We start from the raw sequence: 23,416 nt of genomic DNA, 5'->3' as shown, positions 1-23,416 counted from the left end.
TTTCGGCAAATTCGGGGGTGGCAGAGGAGGCGCGCGCCGCGCTGCCGTCAACCTCGATCGGTGCCGGAGAGGGCGAAGCCGTATTCCGCCGCGCTCGCCGCCAGCCAGCGCAGAAAGGCGGGCGCGAAGGTGTTGCCCACCGCGAAGCGATAGCTGGGCGCGTTGTCCCGCTGCCAGAAGGTGACGCCCACATGGGAGACCGGCGTGGTCGCCGCATCGCCCGGCTGGAAGGCGCGGGGGTCGAGATCCACCGCCACGCCCTTCACCAGCGCCTCGCGCGCCTTGGGGCCGCAGATGTCGAGCACGAGATTGGCGTCGCTCTGGTCGGTCACGGCGCCAAGGTCGGTCGCCAGCTCTTCCAGACGCCGGCGCAACGCGGCGCCGCTCGATCCTTCGGAAAACACCTGCCATTTGCCGGGGCCGGTGCCGACGGCTTCCAGCCCGGCGCCAAAGCTCGCCTTCGGCGCATCGACGAGCGGCAGGCCGGACGCGGTGGCGGCGGCGATCAAAGCGGCGGTCTTGCCCTTGCGGGCCACCAGCGTCGCGGCGGCAAGGTTCGTCACCACCTGCGCGGTGACGCCGGTGATGCCTTCAACGCCGTAGTGCCCGGCCGGGAGGAGACGGACGGGGGAGAGGGACTGGAAGAGGTCAGACACGCTGCTTCTCCCCTTCGGGATCGACAAAGTGGGGAGAGCACACCTCGACCTCGATGTCACCGCCCCGCACCGGGTCATAGGCGCGCAGCGTCTCGCCGATGCGCTCCGGCCCGCGCTTGAGGAGGCCGAGGCCGATGGAGTGGCCGAGGATGGGCGAATAGGCGACGGAGGTCATGTAGCCCTCGTCATTCTCAGTGGTGGGGGCCGCCCCGAGCGCCAGGAAATGCGCCCCGGCTTTCAGCCGCGCGCTCCGGTCCACCGGCCGGAAGCCGACGAAGGTGGGCCGGTCGGGATCGGTGAAAGCGGGGCGTCCCGCCATCACGCGGCCGATGAAGTCCTTCTTGGTGGAGGCCATGCGGCCGAGGCCGAGGTCGCGGGCGGAGGTCTGCCCGTTCAGCTCGCTGCCCGAGACATGGCCCTTCTCGATGCGCAGCACCGCCAGCGTCTCGACGCCGTAGGGCGTGATGCCATAGGGCGCGCCGGCCGCCATGATCGCCCGCATCAGCGCATCGCCGTGGCGGGCGGGCACCGCGATCTCGTAGCCGAGCTCGCCGGAGAAGGAGAGGCGGAAGACGCGCGCTTCCACGCCGCCCATCACCGTGGTCTGGCGCGCGCCCATGAAGGGCAGGCCGGTGTTGGAGACATCGGCGCCATCCACGAGCTTCGCCAGGACGTCGCGGGAGCGGGGGCCGGAGACGGCGATCTGCGCCCACTGCTCGGTGATGGAGGCGAGGCACACGTCCAGTTCCGGCCACAGCACCTGCAGGCAGAATTCCAGATGCTGGAACACCTTGGCCGCGTTGGCGGTGGTCGTGGTCATCACATAATGGTCGTCGGCGAGGCGCGCGGTGGTGCCGTCATCCATGACGATCCCGTCCTCGCGCAGCATCACGCCGTAGCGTGCCTTGCCGACGCCGAGGGTGGAGAACATGTTGATGTAGACGCGATCCAGCAGCCGGCCCGCGTCCGGCCCCTGAAGGTCGATCTTGCCGAAGGTGGAGACGTCGATGACGCCGACGCTTTCGCGCGTCGCCTTCACCTCGCGGTTCACCGCCGCCTGCCAGTCCTCGCCGGCCTTCGGGAACCACGCGGCGCGCAGCCACTGTCCGGTCTCCACGAACACCGCGCCCTGTTCCTCCGCCCACTGGTGGGTGGGGGTGGGGCGGCTGGGCTTGAAGTCCACGCCGCGATGGTGGCCGGCGAGCACGCCGAGGGCCACGGGTGTATAGGGCGGGCGGAACACGGTGGTGCCGGTCTGCGGAATGCCCTTGCCGGTCAGCTCCGCCATGATGGCGAGGCCCGCCATGTTGGAGGTCTTGCCCTGGTCCGTGGCCATGCCCATCGTGGTGTAGCGCTTCAACAGCTCCACCGCGCGGAAGCCTTCGCGATGGGCGAGGGCCACGTCCTTGGCGGTCACGTCGTTCTGCGGGTCCACGAAGGCGGGGCCCTTGGCGTGCACCTGCCAGAAGGCCTTGAGGCCGTTGGGCGCATCGCCCGCCACGGGGGCGGGAGCCGCGACGGGCGCGGAGCCCGCATCCTCGGCCGCAGCGGCGCCCAGCGCGGTGCCATCCGCGAGGCTTTCGGCGAGCGTGAGGTGGCCGGCCGCCGCGCCCGCCACCGCCATGCCCACCGGCAGGGCGCCGGGCACGAAGGCGGCGATGTCCTCGCGCCAGATGGGCCTGCCACCCTGATGGCAGGTGAGGTTCACATTGGGCGTCGCGCCGCCGGAGACGCCGAGCGCTTCCACGGAGAGCGTGCGGACGCCGCTGGGCGTGCGCACCGTGACGCTCGACAGGCACTTGCCGGAGGTGGCGATGACCTCGCTTCCGGTGAGGAGATCGACGCCCAGCGCCTTCGCCCGGGCGGCCAGCGCCGGGGCGACAGCCTCCCGCACGTCGGCGATGGCTTCCAGCTTCACGCCGGCCGCGGCGGCATCGAGCAGCGCGGCGACGGCGTGGTCGTTGTTGGTGAAGCCCGCCGCCCGCGGCCCCGCGCCGACGCCGAAGCGCGTGGCATAGGTGGCGAGCGCCAGCGCCGACATGACGCCGGGCCGGTCATTGCCGGGGAAGACGATGGGACGGTCGAACGCCCCCGCCGCCAGCACGGAGCGCTTCGCGATGAAGCGCCACAGCCGCTGGCGGGGCTGGAAGGGGGCGGGGACGGCGAGATGGTCGCTCACCTTCTCCACCGCACCGAATTCGCCGCCGTCATAAGCGCCGAACACGGTGGTGCGCGGCATGAGCCGGACGTTGGGCAGGCTCGCCAGTTCGGCGAGGGCGCGCGTCACGAAGTCCGCCGCGCTGCCGCCGTCGATCTCGGCCTGCTCGGAGAGGAGCCGGCCGCCGAGGCGGAAATCCTCGTCCGCCAGCACCACCCGCGCGCCGGAGCGTCCGGCCGCGAGGGCCGCCGCGAGGCCGGTAGCGCCGGAGCCGATGACCAGCACGTCGCAGAAATGGGTGGCCTTCTCGTAATGGTCCGGGTCGGCCGCCTCGGCCGCGCGACCGAGGCCGGCGGCGCGGCGGATCATGGGCTCGTAGACCTTCTCCCAGAAGGCGGCGGGCCACATGAAGGTCTTGTAGTAGAAGCCCGCGCCGAGGAAGGGCGACACAAGCTGGTTGATGCTGAGGAGGTCGACGTCCAGCGAGGGCCAGCGGTTCTGGCTGGTGGCCTCCAGTGCGTCGAACAGTTCAATGGTGGTGGCGCGGGTATTGGGCTCGCGCCGGGCGCCGGAGCGCAGTTCCACGAGCGCGTTGGGCTCCTCCGAGCCGGCGGTGACGATGCCGCGTGGCCGGTGATACTTGAAGGAGCGGCCGACGAGGCGCACGCCATTGGCGAGCAGTGCTGAGGCCAGCGTGTCGCCGGGATGGCCGGTGTAGCTCTTGCCGTCGAAGCTGAAGGAGAGGGTGCGGCTGCGGTCGATCAGCCCCCCTGCGGAAAGCCGGGTCATTCGGCCGCCTCCGTCCCGGTGAAGCGCGTGGTCGTGAAGCGCACCGCGGTGATGGCGTGGGTGCGGGTGTCGCGCGTGACGGTGAGCCAGCGGCGGCAGCCGCCCGCGTGGTACCAGAGCTCGTCCATCACGCCGGCGACGTTGTCGCGCTCGTAGACGTAGGCGTTGAAGGCGTCCGGCGCCTCAGGATCGGCCGGGTCCGGCCGGGTGGGCGCGGCATCGCCGAGATAGGCGAACTCATGGGACGACCTCGCGCCGCAATAGGGACAGGTGATGCGCATGGGTCAGGTCCGGGTGGAGGGGTGAAGAGCAGTTTGGCTCCCCTCTCCCCCCGCGGGAGAGGGGCGGGGGGTGAGGGGGGTGCGCTGGGCTCGGATGGACCGGCGTGGGGTGGAGGAAATACCCCTCACCCCAACCCTCTCCCGCAAGGGGAGAGGGAGTCCAAAAGGCGAGAGCGTGCTCCCAGACGGATTGCACTCTGGGCTGCGCCGTCGCTGGTCCGGGGCGCGAAAATCGAGAAGCGTGCCCATCAGTGCAGGTTCGGCTGGGCGCCGACTCCCTTTTCGTCGATCACATGGCCGGTGCGGAAACGGTCCAGGCGGAAGGCGGCGTTGAAGCGGTGCGCCTCTTCCTTGGCGATGGTCCAGGCGAAGCACCAGCCGGAGGCGGGCGTCGCCTTGAAGCCCCCGTAGTTCCACGCGGTGTTGAGGAACAGGCCGGGCAGGGGACCGACGTCGATGATAGGCGAGCCGTCCATGGACATGTCCACGAGGCCGCCCCACGAGCGCAACATGCGCAGACGGCCGATCAGCGGCATCAGCGCCATGCCGCCCTCGGCCACATCCTCCACCACCGGCAGGTTGCCGCGCTGGGCGTAGGAATTGTAGCCGTCGATGTCGCCGCCGAAGACGAGGCCGCCCTTGTCCGACTGGCTGACGTAGAAATGTCCCATGCCGAAGGTGATGACGCCGGGCACCAGCGGCTTCAGCCCCTCGGAGACGAAGGCCTGCAGCACATGGCTCTCGATGGGCAGGCGCAGGCCGAGATGCTTGGTCAGCCGTGAGGTGGAGCCGGCGACGGCGAGGCCGACCTTGCCGGCGCGGATCGGGCCGCGCGTGGTCTCCACGCCCACCACCGCGTCACCCTCGCGGATGAAGCCGGTGACCTCGCAATTCTGCACGATGTCCACGCCCAGCCGGTCGGCGGCGCGGGCATAGCCCCACACCACGGCATCGTGGCGCGCAGTGCCGGCGCGGGCCTGCATCAGCCCGCCTTTGATGGGGAAGCGGGAATTGTCGAAATCGAGGAAGGGGCAGAGCGCCTTCACCTGCTCGCGGTCGAGCAACTCGGAATCCGCGCCAGCGAGGCGCATGGCATTGCCGCGCCTTGCATAGGCGTCGCGCTGGCCGTCCGAGTGATAGAGATTGATGATGCCGCGCTGGGAGACCATGGCGTTGTAGTTGAGGTCCTGCTCCAGGCCCTCCCACAATTTCATGGACCACTCGTAGAACGGCTCGTTGCCGGGCAGCAGGTAGTTGGAGCGGATGATGGTGGTGTTGCGCCCCGCATTGCCGGAGCCGATATGCCCCTTCTCCAGCACCGCCACGTTGCGGATGCCGTGCTCCTTGGCGAGGTAGTAGGCGGTCGCGAGGCCATGGCCGCCGCCGCCGACGATGATCACGTCATAGGAGGGCTTGGGCACCGCATCGCGCCAGGCGGGCGTCCAGCCCTTCTGGCCGTTGAGCGCGTTGGCGATCAGGCTGAATACGGAATAGCGGGACATCGAACCCCTCGGAACACCTCTGCACACCTCCGACACCGTTCGGCGCGGAGGCGGCTGCACCCCTTTGGAAAAGATATAGCCCCACCAAAAACCACAGGTAATATAAATCCTGCTTATTCTGTGGGGATGCCCGTGCGCGAGCTACTGCCGTTCGATCTGAAGGCGCTGGAGATCTTCCTCGCCGTCTGCGAGGCCGGCGCCATGGCGGGCGCAGCGCGGCGGCTCGGCCTCACCCAGCCGGCGGTGTCGCAGGCGGTGGCCGAGCTGGAGACGCGCATGGGCGTCGCTTTGTTCGATCGCAGCGTCCGCCCGCTGGGGCTGACGGCCGCGGGCGGCGTGCTCCGGCAAAAGGCGAGCGCGCTGCTCTCCGAGGCCCGGCAGATCGTGCCAGCGTTGAAGGAGACCGAGCACGGCCGCCTGCCGCTGATCCGCGCCGGCCTCGTCGATTCCCTCTCCCGCGCGCTGTCTGCGCCCCTGGCTGGGCGGCTGTGCGCGGTGGCGGAGGAGGTGTCGCTGCTCGCCGGGCTCACGGCGGCCCATGCGAGCGCGCTGCTCTCCCGCCAGCTCGATCTCTTGGTAGGTGTGGACGAACTCGCCGACATCGAGGGGCTGGAGCGCTTCCCGCTTTTGACCGAGCCCTATGTGCTGCTACTGCCCGCCGGCGAGAGGGCGCCCGAGCGGGTCGAGGAGATGGCGCGCCTGGCGCAGCGCCTGCCTCTGGTTCGCTTCTCCGCCCGCTCGCGCACGGGCATCGAGGTGGACAGGCATCTGCGCCGTCTCAAGCTCGATCTGCCGCGCCGGCTGGAGTTCGACACGCCCTTCGGCGTCTCCGCCACGGTGGCGGCGGGGGAGGGGTTCGCGGTGACGACGCCGCTCTGCATCTTCGAGGCGGGGCTGGATGGCGATCAGGTCCGTTACGCGCCCCTGCCCGGGCCGGCTTTCTCCCGCAGCCTGACGCTGATCGGGCGGCGGCAGGAACTCGGCCGCCTGCCGCGGGACGTGGCGACCTTCTGCCGGCAGACGCTGGAGGAAGCGGTGCTGCCGGCCCTGCGCGCCACCCTGCCATGGCTGGGCGACACGCTCGCATAGATGGTGCGCGACGCCTTGCGCCGCTTAAGACCAAGCTTTGAATCTCCGCCCGGCTCTGGCCGAAAAAGTCACGCGTCCGACCTGACGTTAAGTTTGTGCGGAAAAGTCCAGCGTGCCGGAGGCCCATGCCCGCTGTCGGTCCCAAGAGTTTAATGATACCCCTCATACGTTTTCGGGAGTTCACATAAACGGGGTGGGGAAAAACATGAGGATCGGTGGAGTTCTATTTGCGGTGGTAATCCTGGCTGGCTCTGCCTCTGCGGCAGGCGCGCAGACCATGAGCTATGCGCAGGCGGGCGCCCTTTTGGCGCGCAGCTGCGGCCCGGACATCAACAAGTTCTGCTCGAACGTGAATCTGGGCGAGGGCAAGCTGCTCGCCTGCATGGACGGGAAGATCAATCAGGTCAGCGCCAAGTGCAAAGCCGACTATGCGACGGCGAAAGCCTCCATCGCCGAGCGTGATGCGGCGCAGGATTCCATCCAGGAAGTCTGTTCGGCGGATACGGCACGCCTGTGCCCCGGCATGGTGCCCCAGGACGGCAACCTGCTCTCCTGCCTGCTTCAGGCGACGCGGGTGGTGAGCGACCGCTGCAACGCCGCGATCACCAACGCCGGCTACCGCTGAGCACTTCCTCCTCTTCTGATCTCGAACCAAGGACGATTGCGATGACATCGCCTTTGACCCGCCTTGCACTGGCCGCGCTGCTCGCTGCCGCCGTGCCGGCGATCACCCCCGCCAAGGCCCAGACCGCCCTTTCCGATGGCCAGATCCTCAAGGGTCTGGAAGGACTGAGCGAGAAGGCCCCGACCATCACGGCGCAGCAGCTGCGCTCCATGGTCCAGACCCACATGGCCCAGAACCCGGGCGAGGCGCTCACCCGCCCGTCGCTGGCCCTGAAGCTGGACCAGCTGCCGCAGATCAATGTGCAGATCCAGTTCCGCCTCGGCTCGGCGATCATCGAGCCGTCGTCCTACGGCACGCTCGGCGCGATCGCCGACGCCATGCACAATCCCATCCTGCACGGCTACAAGTTCATCGTCACCGGCAACACCGATGTGACCGGCCCGCGCGAGGTGAACCTCAAGCTCAGCCAGGCGCGTGCGGATGCGGTGGTGAGCGCGCTCGTCACCGTGTTCAACGTCAATCCCACGCGCCTCGAGGCGGTGGGGCTCGGCGAGGAAGTGCTGCTTGATTCCAAGCGGCCGACGGACCCCATCAACCGGCGCGTTCAGATCTTCACCGTGGGCCGCCTCGCACCCTACGTCGCTCAGCGCTGAAGCACCGACGATCATGCATGAGGAAGGCGCCGACCCCGGCCGGGGCGGCGCCTTTTTCGTTGCGTCCGGGCCGGGTGCGCGGCCTCTCGCCGCGCGCGGAAATCCCGTTATCCTGAGGAGCCTGCGCGGCGCGCGGGCCAATATTGGGAGGACAGGATCATGCTCGCTCGACGCCGGTTCATCTCCTGCGCCATCTGCTCGCTGGCGGGGTTCGCCGCCACGCAGGTCGGTGGCACTCAGGCCATGGCGCAGGGCCAGGCTGCGCCCGCCGCGGCGCCCACGGGGATCTCGCGCAAGGTGCTCGGCCGCACCGACGTGCCGGGGGACAAGTATGTCGCCATCCTGATGGAGGCGGAGTTCGACGGCGGCCTCAAGGTGGCGCGCCACACCCATCCGGGCATCGAGAGCACCTATCTCATCGCCGGCGGCGGCGTGCTCTCGGTGAAGGGCCAGCCCGACCGCACGCTGGCACCGGGCGACGGCTTCCAGATCCCGCCCGAAGTGCCGCACGCCTTCCAGGTGGGAGGCGACAAGACGAAGCTCGCCATCACCTACATCGTCGAGAAGGACAAGCCGCTGGCGACGCCTGCGCCGGAATGAGGCGCGCGTCGCTTGTGGGCCGACGGGAGTGACGACCGGGAAAGGGGCATGGCTGGCATGGGTGATCTGTTCACGCGGTTCGCAATGGCCCCGCGGCGCGCGCCGCCCGACACAGGGGCCGGGACGTCCAGGCATCTCGACCGCCGGGCGTTTCTCGGCTGCGCCCTCTGCGCGGCGGCGCTTGCCGTGCGCCCGGCGCGGGCGGAGCAGATCGTGCCGGGGGTCGATCGTCTCTTCCTCAAGCGCATCGACTATCCCGACGAGCGCCATGTGATCGTGCTCGCCGAGGTCGATTATGGCCCCGGTGCGCTGCTGCCGCGCCACATCCATCCGGGCGTCGAAAGCAGCTACATGGCTGCCGGTTTCGGCACGCTCGCCATGGACGGGCACGCCGATCTGCTGGTCCCGGCGCGGCAGGGTTTTCAGGTGCCGGCGGCGCTGCCTCACAGCTTCCGGGCGGGCGTCGAGGGCGCGCGTATCGTCGCCAATTATGTGGTGGAGAAGGACAAGCCCCTCTCCACCTGGGTGCCCTGATGATTTCGCAAGCAAAAAAGGCCCCGGTGCGGTTCGCGCCGGGGCCTTTTCTATTTGGTTCGGGGGAAGAGGATCAGATGTCGAGGGTGTTGTCCCGCTCCCACTGGGTGAGGTGGCGCGAGAAGGCGTTCCATTCCTCGTTCTTCAGCTTCAGGTAGCCGTCGACGAAGGGCTTGCCGAGGCGGTCGGCCAGCACCTTGGACTTCTCCAGCGCGCGCATGGCATCGAGCAGGTTGAGCGGCAGGCGCTTGGCGCCCTTCACCTTGTGCCCGTCGGTGTACATGTTGATGTCGAGGCGCTTGCCCGGATCGCGCTTGTTCTCGATGCCGTCGAGGCCGGCGGCGGCGAGGCCCGCCTGCAGCAGATAGGGGTTGGCCGCGCCGTCGGCGAGGCGGAACTCGAAGCGGCCCGCATCGGGGATGCGGATCATGTGGGTGCGGTTGTTGCCGGTGTAGGTGACGGTGTTCGGCGCCCAGGTGGCCCCCGAGATGGTGCGCGGGGCGTTGATGCGCTTGTAGGAATTCACCGTCGGGTTGGTGAGGGCGCAGAGCGCGTCGGCATTGTGGATGAGGCCGCCGATGAAGTGGTAGCCCAGCTCCGACACGCCCAGCTCGCCCTTGGGATCGGAGAAGGCGTTCTTGCCCTTCTGCCACAGCGATACATGGGCATGGCAGCCCGAGCCGGTGAGGTTGATGAAGGGCTTCGGCATGAAGGTCGCGCGCAGGCCGTGCTGCTCCGCGATCGACTTGACCATGTATTTGAAGAAGACATGGCGGTCGGCGGTGAGGAGCGCGTTGTCGTAGTTCCAGTTCATCTCGAACTGGCCGTTGGCGTCCTCGTGGTCGTTCTGGTAGGCGCCCCAGCCGAGCTTCAGCATGGCGTCGCAGATGTCCTTGATGACATCATAGCGGCGCATCAGGGCGGACTGGTCGTAGCAGGGCTTCTCGGCGGTGTCGGAGGTGTCCGAGATGGACTTTCCGTCCGGCGTGATGAGGAAGTATTCGCACTCGACGCCGGTCTTCATCTCGTAGCCGAGGGCGGCGGCGGCGGCGAGCTGCCGCTTCAGCACGGTGCGGGGCGCCTGGTCCACTTCCTTGCCGGCCATGTAGAGGTCGGCGGCGAGCCAGCCGATCTCTTCCTTCCAGGGCAGCTGGATGAGGCTGGTCGGGTCCGGAACGGCGAAGAGGTCGGGGTCGGCCGGCGACATGTCGAGCCAGGTGGCGAAGCCGGCAAAGCCGGCGCCTTCCTTCTGCATGGGGCCGATGGCGGCGGCGGGCACCAGCTTGGCGCGCAGGCCGCCGAACAGGTCCACGTAGGAAATCAGGAAATACTTGATGCCGCGGTCCTTCGCGACCTTGGCGAGGTCGATCTGGGCAGCGGCGGAAGCGCGGCCTTCGGCCTCGCGAAGCGGCGTGCGGAAGTGGTCCATGCGAAATTCCCCGGAATTTGGAAGCGGTGTTCTTTGAAAAAGGCCGCGCCGATCGAGCGGCGCGGCCTGTAGGGTCGGATCAGTATCCGCCGGTCTTGCCGGGCACCCAGGTGGTGCCGGCCAGCGGCACGCCGGCCATGGCGGCGGCCTCCACGGTCAGCGCCACGAGGTCTTCCGGCTCCAGATTGTGCAGGTGGCTCTTGCCGCAGGCGCGGGCAATGGTCTGCGCCTCCAGCGTCATCACCGACAGATAGTTGGCAAGGCGGCGGCCGGCCTTCACCGGATCGAGCCGCTTGGACAGCTCGGGATCCTGCGTGGTGATGCCGGCGGGGTCGCGACCCTCGTGCCAGTCGTCATAGGCCCCGGCGGTGGAGCCGAGCGCCTGGTATTCGTCTTCCCACTGGGGATCGTTGTCGCCGAGCGCGACGAGGGCCGCCGTGCCGATAGCCACCGCGTCCGCGCCGAGCGCCAGAGCCTTCGCCACGTCCGCGCCGGTGCGGATGCCGCCGGAGACGATGAGCTGCACCTTGCGGTGCATGTCCAGGTCCTGGAGCGCCTGCACGGCCGGGCGGATGGCGGCGAGGATCGGGATGCCCACGTGCTCGATGAACACGTCCTGCGTCGCCGCGGTGCCGCCCTGCATGCCGTCGAGCACCACCACGTCGGCGCCCGCCTTCACCGCCAGCGCGGTGTCGTAATAGGGCCGCGAGGCGCCGACCTTCACATAGATCGGCTTCTCCCAATCGGTAATCTCGCGCAGCTCCTCGATCTTGATCTCAAGGTCGTCCGGGCCGGTCCAGTCGGGATGGCGGCAGGCCGAGCGCTGGTCGATGCCCTTGGGCAGGGTGCGCATGGCGGCCACGCGATCGGAGATCTTCTGGCCGAGCAGCATGCCGCCGCCGCCGGGCTTGGCGCCCTGGCCGATGACGATCTCGATGGCGTCGGCCTTGCGCAGGTCCACCGGGTTCATGCCGTAGCGGGACGGCAGGTACTGGTAGACGAGGGTCTTGGACTGGCCGCGCTCCTCCGGCGTCATGCCGCCGTCGCCAGTGGTGGTGGAGGTGCCCACCGTGGAGGCGCCACGCCCCAGCGCTTCCTTCGCCTGCGCGGAGAGCGCGCCGAAGCTCATGCCGGCGATGGTGACGGGGGTCTTCAGCGTGATCGGCTTCTTGGCGAAGCGCGTGCCGAGGGTGACCTCGGTGCCGCACTTCTCGCGATAGCCCTCCAGCGGGTAGCGCGACATGGAGGCGCCGAGGAACAGGAGGTCATCGAAGTGGGGCAGCTTGCGCTTGGTGCCACCGCCACGGATGTCATAGATGCCGGTCGCCGCGGCCCGGCGGATCTCGGCCAGAGTCGCCGGATCGAAGGTCGAGGAGAAGCGCGGCGGGGTGCGCGGCGTATTGTTGTGGGCGGTCATAGGGTCCTCACCCGGAAAAGTTCGAATGCTGTCGGTGCGTCCCGCCCGTGGCGGGAGCGACGGCGGCGCGCGTCAGTAGGCGGACGCGTTGTCCACGTGGAAGTTGTAGAGCTGGCGGGCGGAGCCGTAGCGCTTGAACTCCGAGACATCGACCGCGCCTTCGAGGCCGGCGGCCTTCAGCTTCTGGGCGAGGAGCGCCTTGTGCTCGTCCCGCATCTCCTTCTCGATGCAGTCCGCGCCGAGGCTCTTCACCGTGCCGCGCACGAAGAGCTTCGCCTCATAGAGGCTGTCGCCCAGCGCCTCGCCGGCATCGCCCAGCACCACGAGGGAGCCGGACTGACCCATGAACGCGCTCATGTGGCCGATGGAGCCCTTCACCACGATGTCCACGCCCTTCATGGAGATGCCGCAGCGGGCGGAGGCATTGCCATCCACCACCAGCATGCCGCCATGGGCGGTGGCGCCGGCCGACTGGCTGGCATCGCCGCGCACATGCACGAAGCCGCTCATCATGTTCTCGGCGACGCCCTGACCGGCATTGCCGTGGATGATGACGGAGGCCTCCGCATTCATGCCGGCGCAGTAGTAGCCGACATTGCCCTCGATCTCGACGGTGAGGGGCATGGCCAGCCCGACGGCCACCGCGTGGCGGCCGTTGGGGTTCAGCACCCGCCAGCGGCGGGCGTTGGATTCGGCGGTGGCCTTGTGAAGGGCCTCGTTCAGCTCGCGCAGCGGCGTGGTGGCGAGGTCGAAGGTCACGTCGGGCGCAATGGCGTTCACTGTGCGCGCTCCCAGAAATACACGGTGGCGGGCTCGGGCTCGAAGACCTTGGCCTTGGAGATGCCGGGCAGGTCGACGAGCGCGCGGTACTCCGAGCCGAAGGCGACATACTGGTCGGTCTCGGCCATCACGGCGGGCTTGCAGGCGATGGGATCACGCAGCACGCCGAAGCCGCTCTCGGTGCCCACCACGAAGGTGAAGAAGCCGTCGAGGTCCTTCAGGCCGGCTTCCAGAGCCTGCCCGAGGGAGGCGCCTTCCCGCATCCGCCAGGTGAGATAGCCGGCGGCCACCTCGCTGTCGTTCTCGGTCTCGATGGTGATGCCCTCGCGCTTCAGCTGCCGGCGCAGGGCATTGTGGTTGGACAGCGAGCCGTTGTGCACGAGGCACTGGTCGGCACCGGTGGAGAAGGGATGCGCACCGGCGGTGGTCACCGCGCTCTCGGTGGCCATGCGGGTGTGGCCAATGCCGTGGGTGCCGCGCATCTGCGCGAGGCCGAAGGTCTCGGCGACGGAGGAGGGCAGGCCGACCTCCTTGAAGATTTCCATGCGCGAGCCGGTGCCCACCACCGCCACCTCGGGATGGCGCTCGGCGAGGAAGGCGCGCACGGCAGCCTCACGCACCTGCGGGATTTCCACCACCGCATGGGTGCCGTGGAGGACGAGGGCGGGCATGCCGTTCGCCGGGCCGGAAAGACCGGCGGCGAGGCCCTCGAAATCATAGCCCCTGGCGGCGCGCAGGGAGAGCTTCACACTGTCCTTGCCGCCTGCGCCATAAACCGCGAAGCCCGCGCTATCGGGGCCGCGATCGGTCATGACGCAGAGCATGGACGCGAGCATGGCGCCCAGCTCGCCCTCGAGCTTCGGGTCCTTGAGGAAAAGTCCGACGATGCCGCACATGGCGTTTGATTTTGCTCCATTGCGGGCCGCCGCTGCGGCCTTGTCACAAAGGAGTACGCCCGTTAGGCAGGGGCGTCAATCGTCAGAGAATATAATTTTCTCTGGAGGAAAACTTTCGCGATCGGGAGGGCAAGACGGCCCGCCGGTTCAGTGCCGGTCGCGGCCATAGACGATGATGGACAGGTAGGTCATCGGCGCCTTGATGAGGTCTTCCGGGCCGTGGGCGGCGCCGGAATCGAACATCAGCGCATCGCCGGGACGCAGGTGATAGGTGCGGTCTGCATGGCGGTAGAGCACCTCGCCGGAGAGCATGTAGATGAACTCCACGCCCGCATGGCGGAAGCCGGTATAGGGCGCCGCCTCCTCGGTGAGGGTGATGAGATAGGGCTCCACCACGATGTCGCCGCCGAGGCCGTGGCCCAGCAGCTCATACTGGTGGCCCACCTTGGTGCCGCGCCGTTCGATGATGACGCCCTGCTGCGCCTTGACGAAGGAGCAGTCGCGCCGCTCCTCGAACGCCGAGAAGAGCGTGGTGAGCGGCACGTTGAGCGCCTTGGAGATGGATTGCAGCGTGGCGAGGGAGGGCGAGATCTGCCCGTTCTCGATCTTCGACAGCATGCCCACGGAGATGCCGGCCGCACCGGCAAGATCGGAGACGGTGAGGTCGAGCTCGCGGCGGATGGAGCGCACCTGCACGCCCAGAGCCTCCTCCAGCGTGACCGCCTCCGCCGCGGGTGCGCTGGACCCGGTGACGTAGTCGGCACTCTCCTGGTCGACGCTCTTCGGCTCGGCGACGCTCTTCATCTTGCGCTCGGGCACACCATCCCCCGTCATTCCCCGTCCCGCCCGGCCGCAACCCTGCGCCCGAGCGGTGATTTGCCGGCCATTGTGCCAGCTTCCGCGCAAGAATGCATCGCACCGTTGGCGACTCGCGCCACGCCGCGCGGGCCAGCAATCAGTACCGCTTGCGGCCCCGGCAGGGCGCCCTGCGTCAGGGCCCGGCGCTTCGCACCCGTCACGGGATTCTGTTCAGAAAAGCTTGAGCCGCAACGCTTTGCGACGATCGCGGGCGCCCCTTGTCCACAGCCCGTAGGCGCCGTTCCTCCGACAACGCGCCGGCTCTGGACACGGCCCAACTTCCTCACTATACACTCGCCGCTCCGAAGGGGTTGACGCCCCTACGGACCCGGGCCCCGGCCCGGCGGATGCCCAGGTAGCTCAGTTGGTAGAGCATGCGACTGAAAATCGCAGTGTCGGTGGTTCGATTCCGCCCCTGGGCACCATCCATTTCCTAAGATACTGAAATCATTGGCTTTTTCGCTTTATCTTTCCCGCTGGGCACGGTGGGTAAGACAGAGTGGGAAAGATTTGTTCACTCTTTGGTCGGCGCCACGAGGTGCATGGCGTCGCCGGCGAGGCGCTTGCGGTTCGCCTTCCGGGTGTAGCGGGCGGCCTGCTTGGGGCTCTCCCATCCATAGATCGCCATGAGCTGATGCTCGGTCGCGCCGTTCTCGGCGGCGATCGTGGCGCCGGCCTTGCGCAGGCCGTGGGCCGAGCACTGCGGCAAGCCGGCTTCGTCGCATCGATCGCGAAACCAGTTGCCGAAGCCGGCGTCGCTGAAGGGTGCGCCGAACTCCGTCACGAGGAAGGTCATGTGGCCTCCGGGCGTGGCGTCTATGACCGCCTGGAGCTGCGGCAGCACGGGGATCTCCCGCTCTTTCACGAGGTGGCGGCGGCCCTTCATCTCCGTGAAGCGCAGCCATCCGTTCCGGATCATCTGGCGGCCGAGCTGGACCACATCGGAGCGTCTTACTCCGGTATATAGGAGAAGCGCGAGCGCGAGACGGGCCTTGGAGCCGAGGGGGTGCCGCGCCTCATATTGCTCGATCTCATCCACGGTCCATGTGTGCCAGCCGTTTCCGGCGGCCGTGAAATAGGGCACGTCGCGGGCAAGGTTGACCGAGATGCCGGGGAGTTCATCGGCGATCGCCCAATTGAACACCTTCCGCAGCACCTTGATTCGGCTGTTGCCGGCTTCCGGCGCGGCGAGCTTGCGATCGCGCAGCACGCGGATCGCCTTGACCGTGAGTCGATCAAGGGGGAAGTCGGCATAGAAGGTCTTGGCGCCGGGCTCGGTCGGCTCCTCGAACATGCTTTCCAGAATGAGCTTGCGGACATGGCGCGTGCGCGGGCTGTCGCGCTTGTGGTCCGCGCTCTCGGCCATGAACCGCACGCACATCCACCGGAACGTGCCGGGCTTCGGGGTGCGGTCGCGGGACTTGTCTTCCGTCTCCTCCGGCTCGGCGGGGACGGGGGAGAAGGCGCGCGCAATCGCCTCATCATAGGCCTTGCGGAATTCCGGGGTGCCGGGGCGCTCGCGGATGCGGATCTTCTTGTGACCCTTGCCGCGCCACACATAGATCCGCACGTTTCCGTGGCGGTCCATGTCCTCGTAGACGTATTGCAGCCGGTCCATCATGGGTGCGCCGCCCGTCATACCGCCACCCGTGCCCACGGATCGTCGCGGTTTTCTTCTTGTGCGCCATCGGGCAGCGCATCGAACGCAGCGTCAAGCTTCCTGCGGTCCCACACCGTGCGGGTGTTGATCCTCTTCGCCGGCGGCATGCGGCCATCCTTCACCAACTGATCGAAGGTGCCGGCGGACACGCCGATATAGGCCGCGGCCTCGGTGCGGGAGAGACCGCGCGGGGGCAGGCTGATGGGAAGGATGTCATGCCGGGCCATTCTTGTCCCCCAAGGCCCTGATGCGCTCGGCCACCTTGCGGGCCTGCGCCTTGGTCATGCGCTTGCGGACGGCCCGGCGGACAGCATCCCCATCGTCGTAATAGACGTAGGCGATCGAGGTCCCGGCCGCGTCCTCGATGGCGAAGCTCTCCGTATGCTCGATGACGCGGAGCGGCAGGCTGATTTTCGTCATGGTGGCGGCCTCGGCGGAATACCCCACCAAAATCTCCCATGCCGCCGCGAGCCGGTCCACCAGCCGGCGGCCGGCCTCGGCCACCTCGCATAGATCCTCGATGCGGGTGAACAGCAGCATCCGCGCGGCGCTGGTCTCGCCGGCGGCCTCATATTCGGTGACGATGCCGAGGGCACGATCAAAGGGTGTCATGGGCGCGCCTCAGCCGAACGGGATTTCATCGTCGCGACCGGCCGGCGCGGCGCCGTAGCTGCCTTCGTCGGGGGCGGGCGCGCGCTCGGTCGAATCGAGGAGGGTCAGATCACCTCGAAACGGTTTGAGCACCACCTCCGTCACGTAGCGCTCTATGCCCGCCCTGTCGGTCCATTTGCGGGTGGCGTTCTTGCCCTCGACGTAGACCTTCGAGCCCTTCGAGAGGAACTTCTCGGCCACCTCCACGAGGCGCTCGTTATAGATCACCACCTGGTGCCACTCGGTTTCTTCCCGGCGCTCGCCGGTGGCCTTGTCGCGCCAGCTCTCGGATGTGGCGACGGAGAAGCTGGCCATACGCGCGCCGGCTTGCGTCCTGGCGATCCTCGGGTCTTTGCCGAGATAGCCAACGATGATGACTTTGTTGACGCCTGCCATGGGTCAGGGCCTTCCCTTGGGTGCGCGGGCCGGCGGCCACGGAATCTTGCGGATCTGGCCGGCGTGGGTGCCGAAGGCTTTCCAGAGCGGCGGCTGGGGCAGGTCGGGGTGCGGAGCGACGGCGGACGTGATGGCGCGAAACACCACTGCCACGTCATCAATGTTGAGGCCGAGGCGCGGGTGCAGCACCAGCGCACGCTTCAAGCCTTCCATGAGCTGGCGCAGCAGCGCCGGGGAGGCGCCCTGTGTCAGGTCGGTGAGGATGTCGAGGCCGTCCTCGCCAAAGTCGAAGGGTGCCGCATAGCGGTTCAGGATGGCGAAGCGCTCCTCGCCGTCCGGCAGGTCCACCGAGATCTGCATGCCGAACCGTCGCCACAAGGCGGGATCGAGCTGATCCTTGCGGTTGGTCGCCGCGATCGCCATGCCGCGAAAGGCTTCCACCCGCGTGAGCAGAGTGGTCAGCACCATGTTCCGCTCGCGCCCGGCCGAGCTGTCGTCGGACAGGCGCACGCTCCCGATGGAATCGATCTCGTCCAGCAACAGCACGCAGCCGTGCTCGGCCTCGGCGAGCCCATCGAACAGCTCGCCGATATTGTTGGAGCTGCCGCCGAACTGCGGGGTCATCAGCCGCTCGGCCTGGACCGTCACCAGCGCCAGCCCAAGGCGGGCGGCGAGGTGATGGGCCAGCGTCGTCTTTCCCGTGCCGGGCGGGCCATAGAGCAGTGCCGTCGCGCGGGGCTTGAGGCCCACGCTCTCCAGCTCGGCGCGGGAGCGCAGCTCAGTCAGCCATTCATAGATGGCGAGCCTCGGCCCGGCGGCGAGGATGGGCTCATCCGCCTCGTGGGGCAGGAGGATGGTGCCGAACTTCTGGACCTTATCGAGGCCCTTGGTGAGGTCCGGCTTGCGGGTGCGGGCTGGCTCGCTCACGGCTGGCCCTCCCCGTTGGCCTTGCGGGGCTTAGCGGGTGCCTTGGCGCCGCGCTTGGTCGCCCCCTTCGGCGCGCTCTTGGCGGCAGCTTTCTCGGCGGCGGTGTCCGCCTGCCTGCGCTTGGTGCGCTTCACCAGATCGTCGAGCCGCTTGGCGGCGTCACCTTCCGGCTGGGGCGCGGGATCGGCGTTCGGGGCCTCCCATGGTGCGTCGGGCGCGGGATCCTCGAAGGCGCCGGGATGGTCATCCGGGTCCGCCGGGTCGGCGGGATCTTGGGGGTCGCCAAAGGGGAGGGGGTCTTGGTCGGGATCCACGGCGCTCTCGGGGGCAGCGGACGCCTCGGCTGTCGCTCCGCCGTCGCGCTTGTCGTCGCCCTTCCCGCCTTTCTTGGCCTTGCGGCGCCACGCCTCGGGGATGTCCATCCCATCCGAGCCGGAGGCGGCGCAGAAGCCTTCATCCCACGCGGCGCGGCGCGGATCGCCCGCCGTATAGGGATTGTCGATGATGCGCACGCCGGCGCGGAATGCCTCACGCCCTTCGTCGCGGGCTTCCTCGACGGTGCGCATCACCTCCTGCGCATGGGCAGGCGGCGCGGGCTCCGGTTCGGCGTTGGGCTCCTCCTTCATGAGGCGCTCGCGGGCGGCGTCGCCCAGCGGCGTGCCGTCGAGGAGACCGCAGGCGGCCTCATAGATCTCGCTGAGTTCCTTCTCCTGCCTGCGTTCGGCCGGGGTCATGCGACGCAGGGAGATCATCTTTGTGATCATCTTCACGTCGAAGCCGGCGGATTTCGCCTCCGCCTTCACATCCTTGATGTCGTCGGCGACGGACCTCTTCTCTTCCTCCAGCCGCTCGATGCGCTCGATGTAGGAGAGAAGGCGCGCGTTGTTCACGGCACTCATGCGACGCTCCGGAGGGTAGCGGGGAGGTGGATGCGCAGCTCTTCGACAAAGGCTTCCTCGGCCTTCGGCCACGGCTGCGGGCGGATGCGGTTGCCGAGCGGGCGGCAGGGCACGGGCGCGGGTTCGTTGGGGCTCGGCCCCACGTCGCGCCATTCGGTGGCGAAGGCCCTGAGGTCCGCCTGGTGCACGGCCTCGGCCACGTCTGCCGGGGGCGGCCATTGCAGCCCGGCGGCTTCATGGATGGCTGCATCCGCCCGCGAAACGAGGGCGGCGAGCGCCTCGCCCCCGCCGAGCGCGCGCAGCGCCGCTTTGAAGGGCGAGGAGATGTCCGCCAGATAGGCCTCGTGCGCGTCGTGCAGCAGGCCATAGGCGCGCTGGCTCGGCGGCAGCTGCGCGGCAACGAACAGCGAGTGTTGCGCGACGGAATAGAAGGGGCCCGTCGCGCCCACGAAACGGCAGATCTTGGCGAGGTGCGAGGCGATGTCGCGGAAATGCACATCGCTGGGGCGCGGATCGAGAAGGTACCACCGCCGGCCCGACGCAGTGGTGATGAAGATGTCGGCGGCGTGGTGCATGCGCTAGAGGCTCCGCAGAAGGAAGATGAAGAGCGCGGCGAGCACCCCGCCGGCGAGGAAGAGGGGGGCAAGGCGCGCCTCGGCGCGGGGCGGGTCGCCGAAGCCGATGGGCGCGCGGCGGCCGAGACGCTGCGCGACGGCGCGGGCCTCGGCCTGCGAGCGGACGGTGCCCCGATAGGAGAGGCGCGTGTAGGCGAGCGGCGTGAGGCCGCTGCCGGGCGGGGGGCGGCGAAGCCCGCTTTCCATGAGTGGGCCGGGCGGCATGTCAGGCGCCCTCCGCCTTCGGTGCCCGCGCATCGAGGGCCTCCGCAGCCAAGTGGCAGAGGAGAAGCATCACGTCCGTGTCGCACGTGATCTGCGCGGCGCCGCGCCGGAACGCGGCCTGGGTGAGAGTGGTGACCTCCTGAAGGCCCCCGGCGAGCAAGTAGGCGTCGGCGGCCGGGAGGCTGGGGCTGACAGCTGCGGGGCGCCCGCAGACGGATGCGGCTATCTCTTCGCGGATCGCCGCCGTCTGGCTGGCTGAAGTGAAGGCCTCAGCCATGGATTGCCCCGCGCGTCGGGCCGAGGCGTTTGCGGGCGGCGGGGCCGAGGTCGCGGAGCTGATCGGGGGTCCAGCCGATGCGCACCAGCTCATCTTCGGTGGCCGCGCCGGTGAAGGCCGCCAGTTCGCGCATGTCTTCGGCGAGGGCGGCGACATGATCGCGCGATGCGCCCAGCGTGAGATGGTGGGTTTTTGAGCAAGACAAGGATGCGGGTGACATGGAGGCTCCTCATTTCAGAGGAACGCATTTCGTCCATATCAGACGATTTTAGTCAAGCGTACTCGTCTATTTTGGACGTGGCCTGTTCGATGGCGCGACTTTACGCTTGGGTAAACTAGGGGTGGTGGGCCATGTCGCCGCGGGGATGTCTGTTCGGGGCTTAGGATTGGTATTTGTGGTGTTCGGCGTGGGCTATTGCGCTCAAGTCACCAAAACGCCCGAGCAGAAGGCGCAGGAATATCTGCGCGATCTTAAGTTTTCGGCCTGTTATGTTGTTCAGGAGAAGGCGCGAAGCCTTTTGAAAGCTCCGTCAACAGCCAAATTCGACAGCTGTACGACCGGCGCAATCGTCGCCAAGGTGAAAGACAAAGACGAGTTTATCGTCATCGGAGACGTCGATGCTCAAAACTCGTTCGGTGCAATGCTCAGGTCTAAATATTCTGGAACCGCCGTCCACACTGGAACGGAGCCAGACAGGGGTTGGCAGGTAAAAGTTATGATTGTTGACCGCTAAACTCCAAACAGATCGTTCATCGTCAGCACCTTGTGGACGGATACGACGTATTGCGTTGGGATTTCCAGAATGGCAGCGGGATTTAATTGCTGCAGTACGATGTTGGTCGGCGTACGGCGCTTCAAGAGCTTTATATACCCCTGCCCGGGATCGCCATTATAGTGCTTTGTCTGGACGACGACACTATCGCCGATTGACGGCCGTTGCTCAGGGTCCACAAAGCGAAGGTCGCCGGGGTTGTGCATTGGCGCCATCGATTCGCCAACGACGAAGATGGCATAGGCGTTCATCTGCTTGGCCAGCGCCGGCGGGCGCCTGACATAATCCACCACTTCGTGCTCCATCCGGAACCCATCTACTTGCCGGATGACAGCCCCGCCGGCCGTGCCGAGAACGGGAAGGTCGCGGGAAAAGCGCGAAGTCGCGGGGATCTCCACATCTGCCGGCTCTACCGTAGCCTTGGGCAGGAGTGACGAAGCGTCAAGCGCGATAAGCTGCTCGGTCACAACCTCATTCTGCGCCTGCGGCAAAAGCTCGCTCGGCGCCGCGCCCAGGACGGGGGCGAGGCGGAACATCCAGTCGCTGGTCAGCCGAAGCCGCCCCCTCTCCAGCTTGGAGATGGTGGATGATGTGCTGCCAACTGCTTCTGCCACGTCCTCCAGGCTCATGCCTGATGCTAGGCGAAGCTCCTGGATGCGGTTTGGCAGCTCGGCCGCCTTGGGGGTCCGGCTCATAGATTATGTATGTCCGATATGGACGGGCTGTGCCACGTCCGGTCCGGACGATATGGCTTGACTTAATTCGTCTGATATGGACGAATTGCGCGTCATGGACCCGAACACTCCCAAGCTAGAAGCATGGCGGCAGGCCAAGGGGCTCTCATACATCGAGCTCGGGCGGTTGCTGCAATGCGCCGATGTCACCGCTCGCCGCATCGCTCTTGGCATGCGGCAGGCCGACGCCACCACGACAGAGCGCATCGTCGGCCTCACCGGCGGTGACGTGAGCGTACTCGACCTGCACACAGCCCGCCTCGCCTACGAACGCGCGAGCGAGACGGAGATCCGCGATGGCGGCAGTGAGGGCGGGACTGGTGAGGGTGTGGCAGGCCATGGCGCCACCTTGGGTGGAGCAGCGCCGGCCGTCACCGCGAATGATGCCAAAGGTTTCGCATGAGCACATTCGAAACCACGGCCACCGCACCGGGCGCCCCGCTCTTTCGGGACTGCATCCTCCGCCTCTTCCGTGGTGATGAGGGATTGGCCGGCCTAGTCCTTCGTTCGTTCTGCCCGATACGCATCGAACAGGCGCCGCAGCTCGGCGATGGCGGCGGCAATAGCGGGCTCGGCCTCGAAGTCGGTGAACTCCTCGGCGGAGGCGTGGGCCTCGCGCAACAGGGTGAGGGTGTCGCGCTCGATGGCGGCGATGTCGGCATTGGTCAGGCGCTTCCGCCAAGCCTGCCTCGCGAGATCGCCATAGGCACGGATGAGGCCGGCGGCCATCAACATGCTGGTCATCTCGGCCGCCGTCTTCGGAAGCACTGGTGTCGCAGGTGTCTCTGCCGGCATTGCGGGCCTCATTCTTCACGCGTTCGGGGGTCTTAGCATGGGCAAGCTCTTGGTCCGCACGCTGTCGCCGGACTTCTTCCGGTTCCGGCGCCCATACACCCTTAGATCTCGCTATTATGTGCGGGGGCCGTCAGCCCCGGCCCTGCGGCCGCGCGTGTCGATTGAGGTGGGCGAGCATCTGCCCACTCAATTGCTCGAAGCTCCCGAGGGCGAAGGCGGCCGTCTGCGCCATCTCCTTCGGAGCGCTCTGCGCCGCCTGGCGCAGGGCGTTTTCGGTATCGCCCATAGCTTGGGCGGTAAAGCGCGCGGGGTCGTTCGTATGCGCCGCGACGTGCGCCGTGAGCGCCATGAGGATGGTCTCGACGGTCATCAGCCGCCCGCGCAACTCCGCCTCGAGCATAGCGAGCCGCTCGCTGTCCGTGCCCTTCCCCATGGCTTCTTCTCTCCCGCTCTGGTCTTCAACAAAGCCGCGACGGTTGCGACGCGTGGCTACTGCGATCCTAGCGGGAAGGCGCGACCATGAACAAGCTCGCGCGCCCGCATCGGGAAGCGGATTATCTGGCGCTCAAGGGCGCCACGCGGCGGTTGGTGGAAGCCTGCGGCGGTCTTGAGAGCGCGGCAGCGGTGACCCGCACCGGCTTTCAGGTGCTCTCGAAATATGGGCGGCCCGCAGAGCCTGTGTTCGCCCCCGTGGACGTGGTGGCGGATCTGGAGGCCGATGCCGGCGTGCCGCTGGTGACGCGGGCGCTCGCCGCCCTCTGCAATCATGTGCTCGTGCCGCTGCCTCGCCCCGAAGCGGGATCGGGTCGCTGGTATCGCCACATATCGGAGGTCGCGCAGGACGCGGGCGCCGTGGTGTCGCGTCTCGGCGAGGCCTTGGCGGATGACGGGGAGGTCTCCCGCGCTGAAGTGCGAGCGCTGGACCTGCGCGATCACGTGCGCCGCGCCATCAAGGAACTCGCGGCGTTGGACCTTGCCCTTGAACGACTGGAGAAGGGGGACGGTGATGCGGCGTGAGCCCTGCTATGCCCGCCGCGAGCTGGCGCCCATCGAGCGCGTCGTCTGGCGCATCCGCACCCTGCAACCTTTCCGCCCGCTGGTTCTGGTGGACGGCCAGCGCCCGGCTTTGACGCTGGACCGCGTGGAAAACGTGACGCTGGCGCGCGTGCGCTTTCTTGAGCGGAGGGGCGTGGCGTGA

31 protein-coding genes and 1 tRNA gene are annotated in these 23,416 nt (G+C 67.8%); 10 read left to right on the top strand and 22 right to left on the bottom strand.

Annotated elements, in window-relative coordinates; translation table 11 throughout:
- Positions 1–47: 47 nt before the first annotated feature.
- The 4 genes from FHT36_RS04005 to FHT36_RS03990 all read right to left on the bottom strand — a co-directional run bounded on the left by FHT36_RS04005 (position 48) and on the right by FHT36_RS03990 (position 5,386).
- Entirely contained in the window at positions 48–656 is a 609-nt protein-coding gene (locus FHT36_RS04005) for a sarcosine oxidase subunit gamma family protein (RefSeq protein WP_169121182.1), read from the bottom strand.
- On the bottom strand, positions 649–3,603 hold the full coding sequence (locus FHT36_RS04000) for a sarcosine oxidase subunit alpha family protein (protein ID WP_169121181.1): 2,955 nt from the start codon (positions 3,601–3,603) through the stop codon (positions 649–651). The genes FHT36_RS04005 and FHT36_RS04000 overlap by 8 nt, the downstream gene beginning before the upstream one ends.
- Positions 3,600–3,884, bottom strand: coding sequence for a sarcosine oxidase subunit delta (locus FHT36_RS03995; RefSeq protein ID WP_024279540.1), 285 nt, complete (start codon positions 3,882–3,884; stop codon positions 3,600–3,602). The genes FHT36_RS04000 and FHT36_RS03995 overlap by 4 nt, the downstream gene beginning before the upstream one ends.
- 248 nt (positions 3,885–4,132) lie before the next feature.
- A complete protein-coding gene (locus tag FHT36_RS03990) occupies positions 4,133–5,386 on the bottom strand; it encodes a sarcosine oxidase subunit beta family protein (RefSeq protein WP_169121180.1) in 1,254 nt (417 codons plus the stop codon).
- Between the two features lie 126 nt (positions 5,387–5,512).
- Between FHT36_RS03990 and FHT36_RS03985 the strand changes: the two genes are divergently transcribed.
- From FHT36_RS03985 to FHT36_RS03965, 5 genes are all read left to right on the top strand, one after another.
- Positions 5,513–6,475 (top strand): LysR family transcriptional regulator, encoded by a 963-nt coding sequence (locus FHT36_RS03985; RefSeq protein ID WP_169121179.1) that lies wholly within the window; start codon positions 5,513–5,515, stop codon positions 6,473–6,475.
- 277 nt (positions 6,476–6,752) lie between these two features.
- Positions 6,753–7,100: a cysteine rich repeat-containing protein gene (locus FHT36_RS03980; RefSeq protein WP_169121178.1), complete on the top strand. Its 348-nt coding sequence runs from the start codon at positions 6,753–6,755 to the stop codon at positions 7,098–7,100.
- Between the two features lie 41 nt (positions 7,101–7,141).
- Positions 7,142–7,753: an OmpA family protein gene (locus FHT36_RS03975; protein WP_169121177.1), complete on the top strand. Its 612-nt coding sequence runs from the start codon at positions 7,142–7,144 to the stop codon at positions 7,751–7,753.
- A gap of 159 nt (positions 7,754–7,912) precedes the next feature.
- Positions 7,913–8,353 carry a cupin domain-containing protein gene (locus tag FHT36_RS03970; RefSeq protein WP_169121176.1) on the top strand — a complete coding sequence of 147 codons (441 nt, stop codon included), beginning with the start codon at positions 7,913–7,915 and terminating at the stop codon, positions 8,351–8,353.
- 48 nt (positions 8,354–8,401) lie between these two features.
- Positions 8,402–8,887, top strand: a complete 486-nt coding sequence (locus FHT36_RS03965; protein ID WP_169121175.1) for a hypothetical protein — start codon at positions 8,402–8,404, stop codon at positions 8,885–8,887.
- A 73-nt stretch (positions 8,888–8,960) separates the two neighbouring features.
- On the opposite strand, the gene glnT is transcribed toward FHT36_RS03965, so the two are convergent.
- From glnT to FHT36_RS03940, 5 genes are all read right to left on the bottom strand, one after another.
- A complete protein-coding gene (glnT, locus tag FHT36_RS03960; protein WP_210257547.1) occupies positions 8,961–10,316 on the bottom strand; it encodes a type III glutamate--ammonia ligase in 1,356 nt (451 codons plus the stop codon).
- A 79-nt stretch (positions 10,317–10,395) separates the two neighbouring features.
- Positions 10,396–11,733, bottom strand: a complete 1,338-nt coding sequence (locus tag FHT36_RS03955) for an FMN-binding glutamate synthase family protein (RefSeq protein WP_168456546.1) — start codon at positions 11,731–11,733, stop codon at positions 10,396–10,398.
- Positions 11,734–11,805: 72 nt separating this feature from the next.
- Positions 11,806–12,513 (bottom strand): protein glxC, encoded by a 708-nt coding sequence (locus FHT36_RS03950; protein ID WP_024279532.1) that lies wholly within the window; start codon positions 12,511–12,513, stop codon positions 11,806–11,808.
- Entirely contained in the window at positions 12,510–13,409 is a 900-nt protein-coding gene (locus FHT36_RS03945) for a glutamine amidotransferase family protein (RefSeq protein ID WP_169121174.1), read from the bottom strand. Before FHT36_RS03945 ends, FHT36_RS03950 begins: the two co-directional genes overlap by 4 nt.
- Positions 13,410–13,556: 147 nt before the next feature.
- The gene (locus FHT36_RS03940; protein WP_169121497.1) at positions 13,557–14,213 is read right to left on the bottom strand and encodes an XRE family transcriptional regulator; all 657 of its coding nucleotides are present in this window, start codon (positions 14,211–14,213) and stop codon (positions 13,557–13,559) included.
- A 403-nt stretch (positions 14,214–14,616) separates the two neighbouring features.
- Between FHT36_RS03940 and FHT36_RS03935 the strand changes: the two genes are divergently transcribed.
- A tRNA-Phe gene (locus FHT36_RS03935) sits at positions 14,617–14,692 on the top strand.
- Between the two features lie 89 nt (positions 14,693–14,781).
- On the opposite strand, the gene FHT36_RS03930 is transcribed toward FHT36_RS03935, so the two are convergent.
- From FHT36_RS03930 to FHT36_RS03885, 10 genes are read right to left on the bottom strand one after another with little or no spacing between them, the layout of a single operon-like run.
- Positions 14,782–15,906 carry a tyrosine-type recombinase/integrase gene (locus tag FHT36_RS03930; RefSeq protein WP_169121173.1) on the bottom strand — a complete coding sequence of 375 codons (1,125 nt, stop codon included), beginning with the start codon at positions 15,904–15,906 and terminating at the stop codon, positions 14,782–14,784.
- On the bottom strand, positions 15,903–16,154 hold the full coding sequence (locus tag FHT36_RS03925; protein ID WP_169121172.1) for an AlpA family transcriptional regulator: 252 nt from the start codon (positions 16,152–16,154) through the stop codon (positions 15,903–15,905). Before FHT36_RS03925 ends, FHT36_RS03930 begins: the two co-directional genes overlap by 4 nt.
- Complete coding sequence (locus FHT36_RS03920; RefSeq protein ID WP_169121171.1) at positions 16,141–16,539, bottom strand: hypothetical protein; 399 nt, start codon at positions 16,537–16,539, stop codon at positions 16,141–16,143. Before FHT36_RS03920 ends, FHT36_RS03925 begins: the two co-directional genes overlap by 14 nt.
- A gap of 9 nt (positions 16,540–16,548) precedes the next feature.
- Positions 16,549–16,974, bottom strand: a complete 426-nt coding sequence (gene ssb / locus FHT36_RS03915) for a single-stranded DNA-binding protein (protein WP_169121170.1) — start codon at positions 16,972–16,974, stop codon at positions 16,549–16,551.
- 3 nt (positions 16,975–16,977) lie between these two features.
- Positions 16,978–17,901 (bottom strand): ATP-binding protein, encoded by a 924-nt coding sequence (locus FHT36_RS03910; RefSeq protein ID WP_169121169.1) that lies wholly within the window; start codon positions 17,899–17,901, stop codon positions 16,978–16,980.
- Positions 17,898–18,800, bottom strand: a complete 903-nt coding sequence (locus tag FHT36_RS24800) for a GapR family DNA-binding domain-containing protein (RefSeq protein ID WP_210257546.1) — start codon at positions 18,798–18,800, stop codon at positions 17,898–17,900. The genes FHT36_RS03910 and FHT36_RS24800 overlap by 4 nt, the downstream gene beginning before the upstream one ends.
- Positions 18,797–19,375, bottom strand: a complete 579-nt coding sequence (locus FHT36_RS03900) for a phosphohydrolase (RefSeq protein ID WP_169121168.1) — start codon at positions 19,373–19,375, stop codon at positions 18,797–18,799. The genes FHT36_RS24800 and FHT36_RS03900 overlap by 4 nt, the downstream gene beginning before the upstream one ends.
- Before the next feature lie 3 nt (positions 19,376–19,378).
- The gene (locus FHT36_RS03895) at positions 19,379–19,639 is read right to left on the bottom strand and encodes a hypothetical protein (protein WP_169121167.1); all 261 of its coding nucleotides are present in this window, start codon (positions 19,637–19,639) and stop codon (positions 19,379–19,381) included.
- Between the two features lies 1 nt (position 19,640).
- A complete protein-coding gene (locus FHT36_RS03890; RefSeq protein WP_169121166.1) occupies positions 19,641–19,916 on the bottom strand; it encodes a hypothetical protein in 276 nt (91 codons plus the stop codon).
- Positions 19,909–20,136, bottom strand: coding sequence for a hypothetical protein (locus tag FHT36_RS03885; RefSeq protein ID WP_169121165.1), 228 nt, complete (start codon positions 20,134–20,136; stop codon positions 19,909–19,911). Before FHT36_RS03885 ends, FHT36_RS03890 begins: the two co-directional genes overlap by 8 nt.
- A 175-nt stretch (positions 20,137–20,311) precedes the next feature.
- Between FHT36_RS03885 and FHT36_RS03880 the strand changes: the two genes are divergently transcribed.
- On the top strand, positions 20,312–20,650 hold the full coding sequence (locus FHT36_RS03880) for a hypothetical protein (RefSeq protein WP_169121164.1): 339 nt from the start codon (positions 20,312–20,314) through the stop codon (positions 20,648–20,650).
- On the opposite strand, the gene FHT36_RS03875 is transcribed toward FHT36_RS03880, so the two are convergent.
- Positions 20,647–21,384: a helix-turn-helix domain-containing protein gene (locus FHT36_RS03875; RefSeq protein ID WP_281408734.1), complete on the bottom strand. Its 738-nt coding sequence runs from the start codon at positions 21,382–21,384 to the stop codon at positions 20,647–20,649. The two genes, FHT36_RS03880 and FHT36_RS03875, sit on opposite strands and share 4 nt — an antisense overlap.
- Positions 21,385–21,478: 94 nt before the next feature.
- Between FHT36_RS03875 and FHT36_RS03870 the strand changes: the two genes are divergently transcribed.
- The gene (locus FHT36_RS03870) at positions 21,479–21,826 is read left to right on the top strand and encodes a hypothetical protein (RefSeq protein WP_169121162.1); all 348 of its coding nucleotides are present in this window, start codon (positions 21,479–21,481) and stop codon (positions 21,824–21,826) included.
- Positions 21,827–21,918: 92 nt separating this feature from the next.
- Here FHT36_RS03870 and FHT36_RS03865 read toward each other — a convergent pair whose 3' ends face one another.
- A complete protein-coding gene (locus FHT36_RS03865; RefSeq protein ID WP_169121161.1) occupies positions 21,919–22,167 on the bottom strand; it encodes a hypothetical protein in 249 nt (82 codons plus the stop codon).
- 181 nt (positions 22,168–22,348) lie between these two features.
- The gene (locus FHT36_RS03860) at positions 22,349–22,651 is read right to left on the bottom strand and encodes a hypothetical protein (protein ID WP_169121160.1); all 303 of its coding nucleotides are present in this window, start codon (positions 22,649–22,651) and stop codon (positions 22,349–22,351) included.
- A gap of 86 nt (positions 22,652–22,737) precedes the next feature.
- Here FHT36_RS03860 and FHT36_RS03855 point away from each other — a divergent pair, with 86 nt between their 5' ends.
- Together FHT36_RS03855 and FHT36_RS03850 are read left to right on the top strand one after the other, a co-directional pair.
- Entirely contained in the window at positions 22,738–23,235 is a 498-nt protein-coding gene (locus FHT36_RS03855; RefSeq protein ID WP_169121159.1) for a phage regulatory CII family protein, read from the top strand.
- Complete coding sequence (locus FHT36_RS03850) at positions 23,225–23,416, top strand: hypothetical protein (RefSeq protein ID WP_169121158.1); 192 nt, start codon at positions 23,225–23,227, stop codon at positions 23,414–23,416. The genes FHT36_RS03855 and FHT36_RS03850 overlap by 11 nt, the downstream gene beginning before the upstream one ends.

Source organism: Xanthobacter sp. SG618 (genome assembly GCF_012932745.1).
Taxonomy (GTDB): Bacteria; Pseudomonadota; Alphaproteobacteria; order Rhizobiales; family Xanthobacteraceae; genus Xanthobacter; species Xanthobacter flavus.
This window is presented reverse-complemented; position numbering and strand designations above follow the sequence as displayed.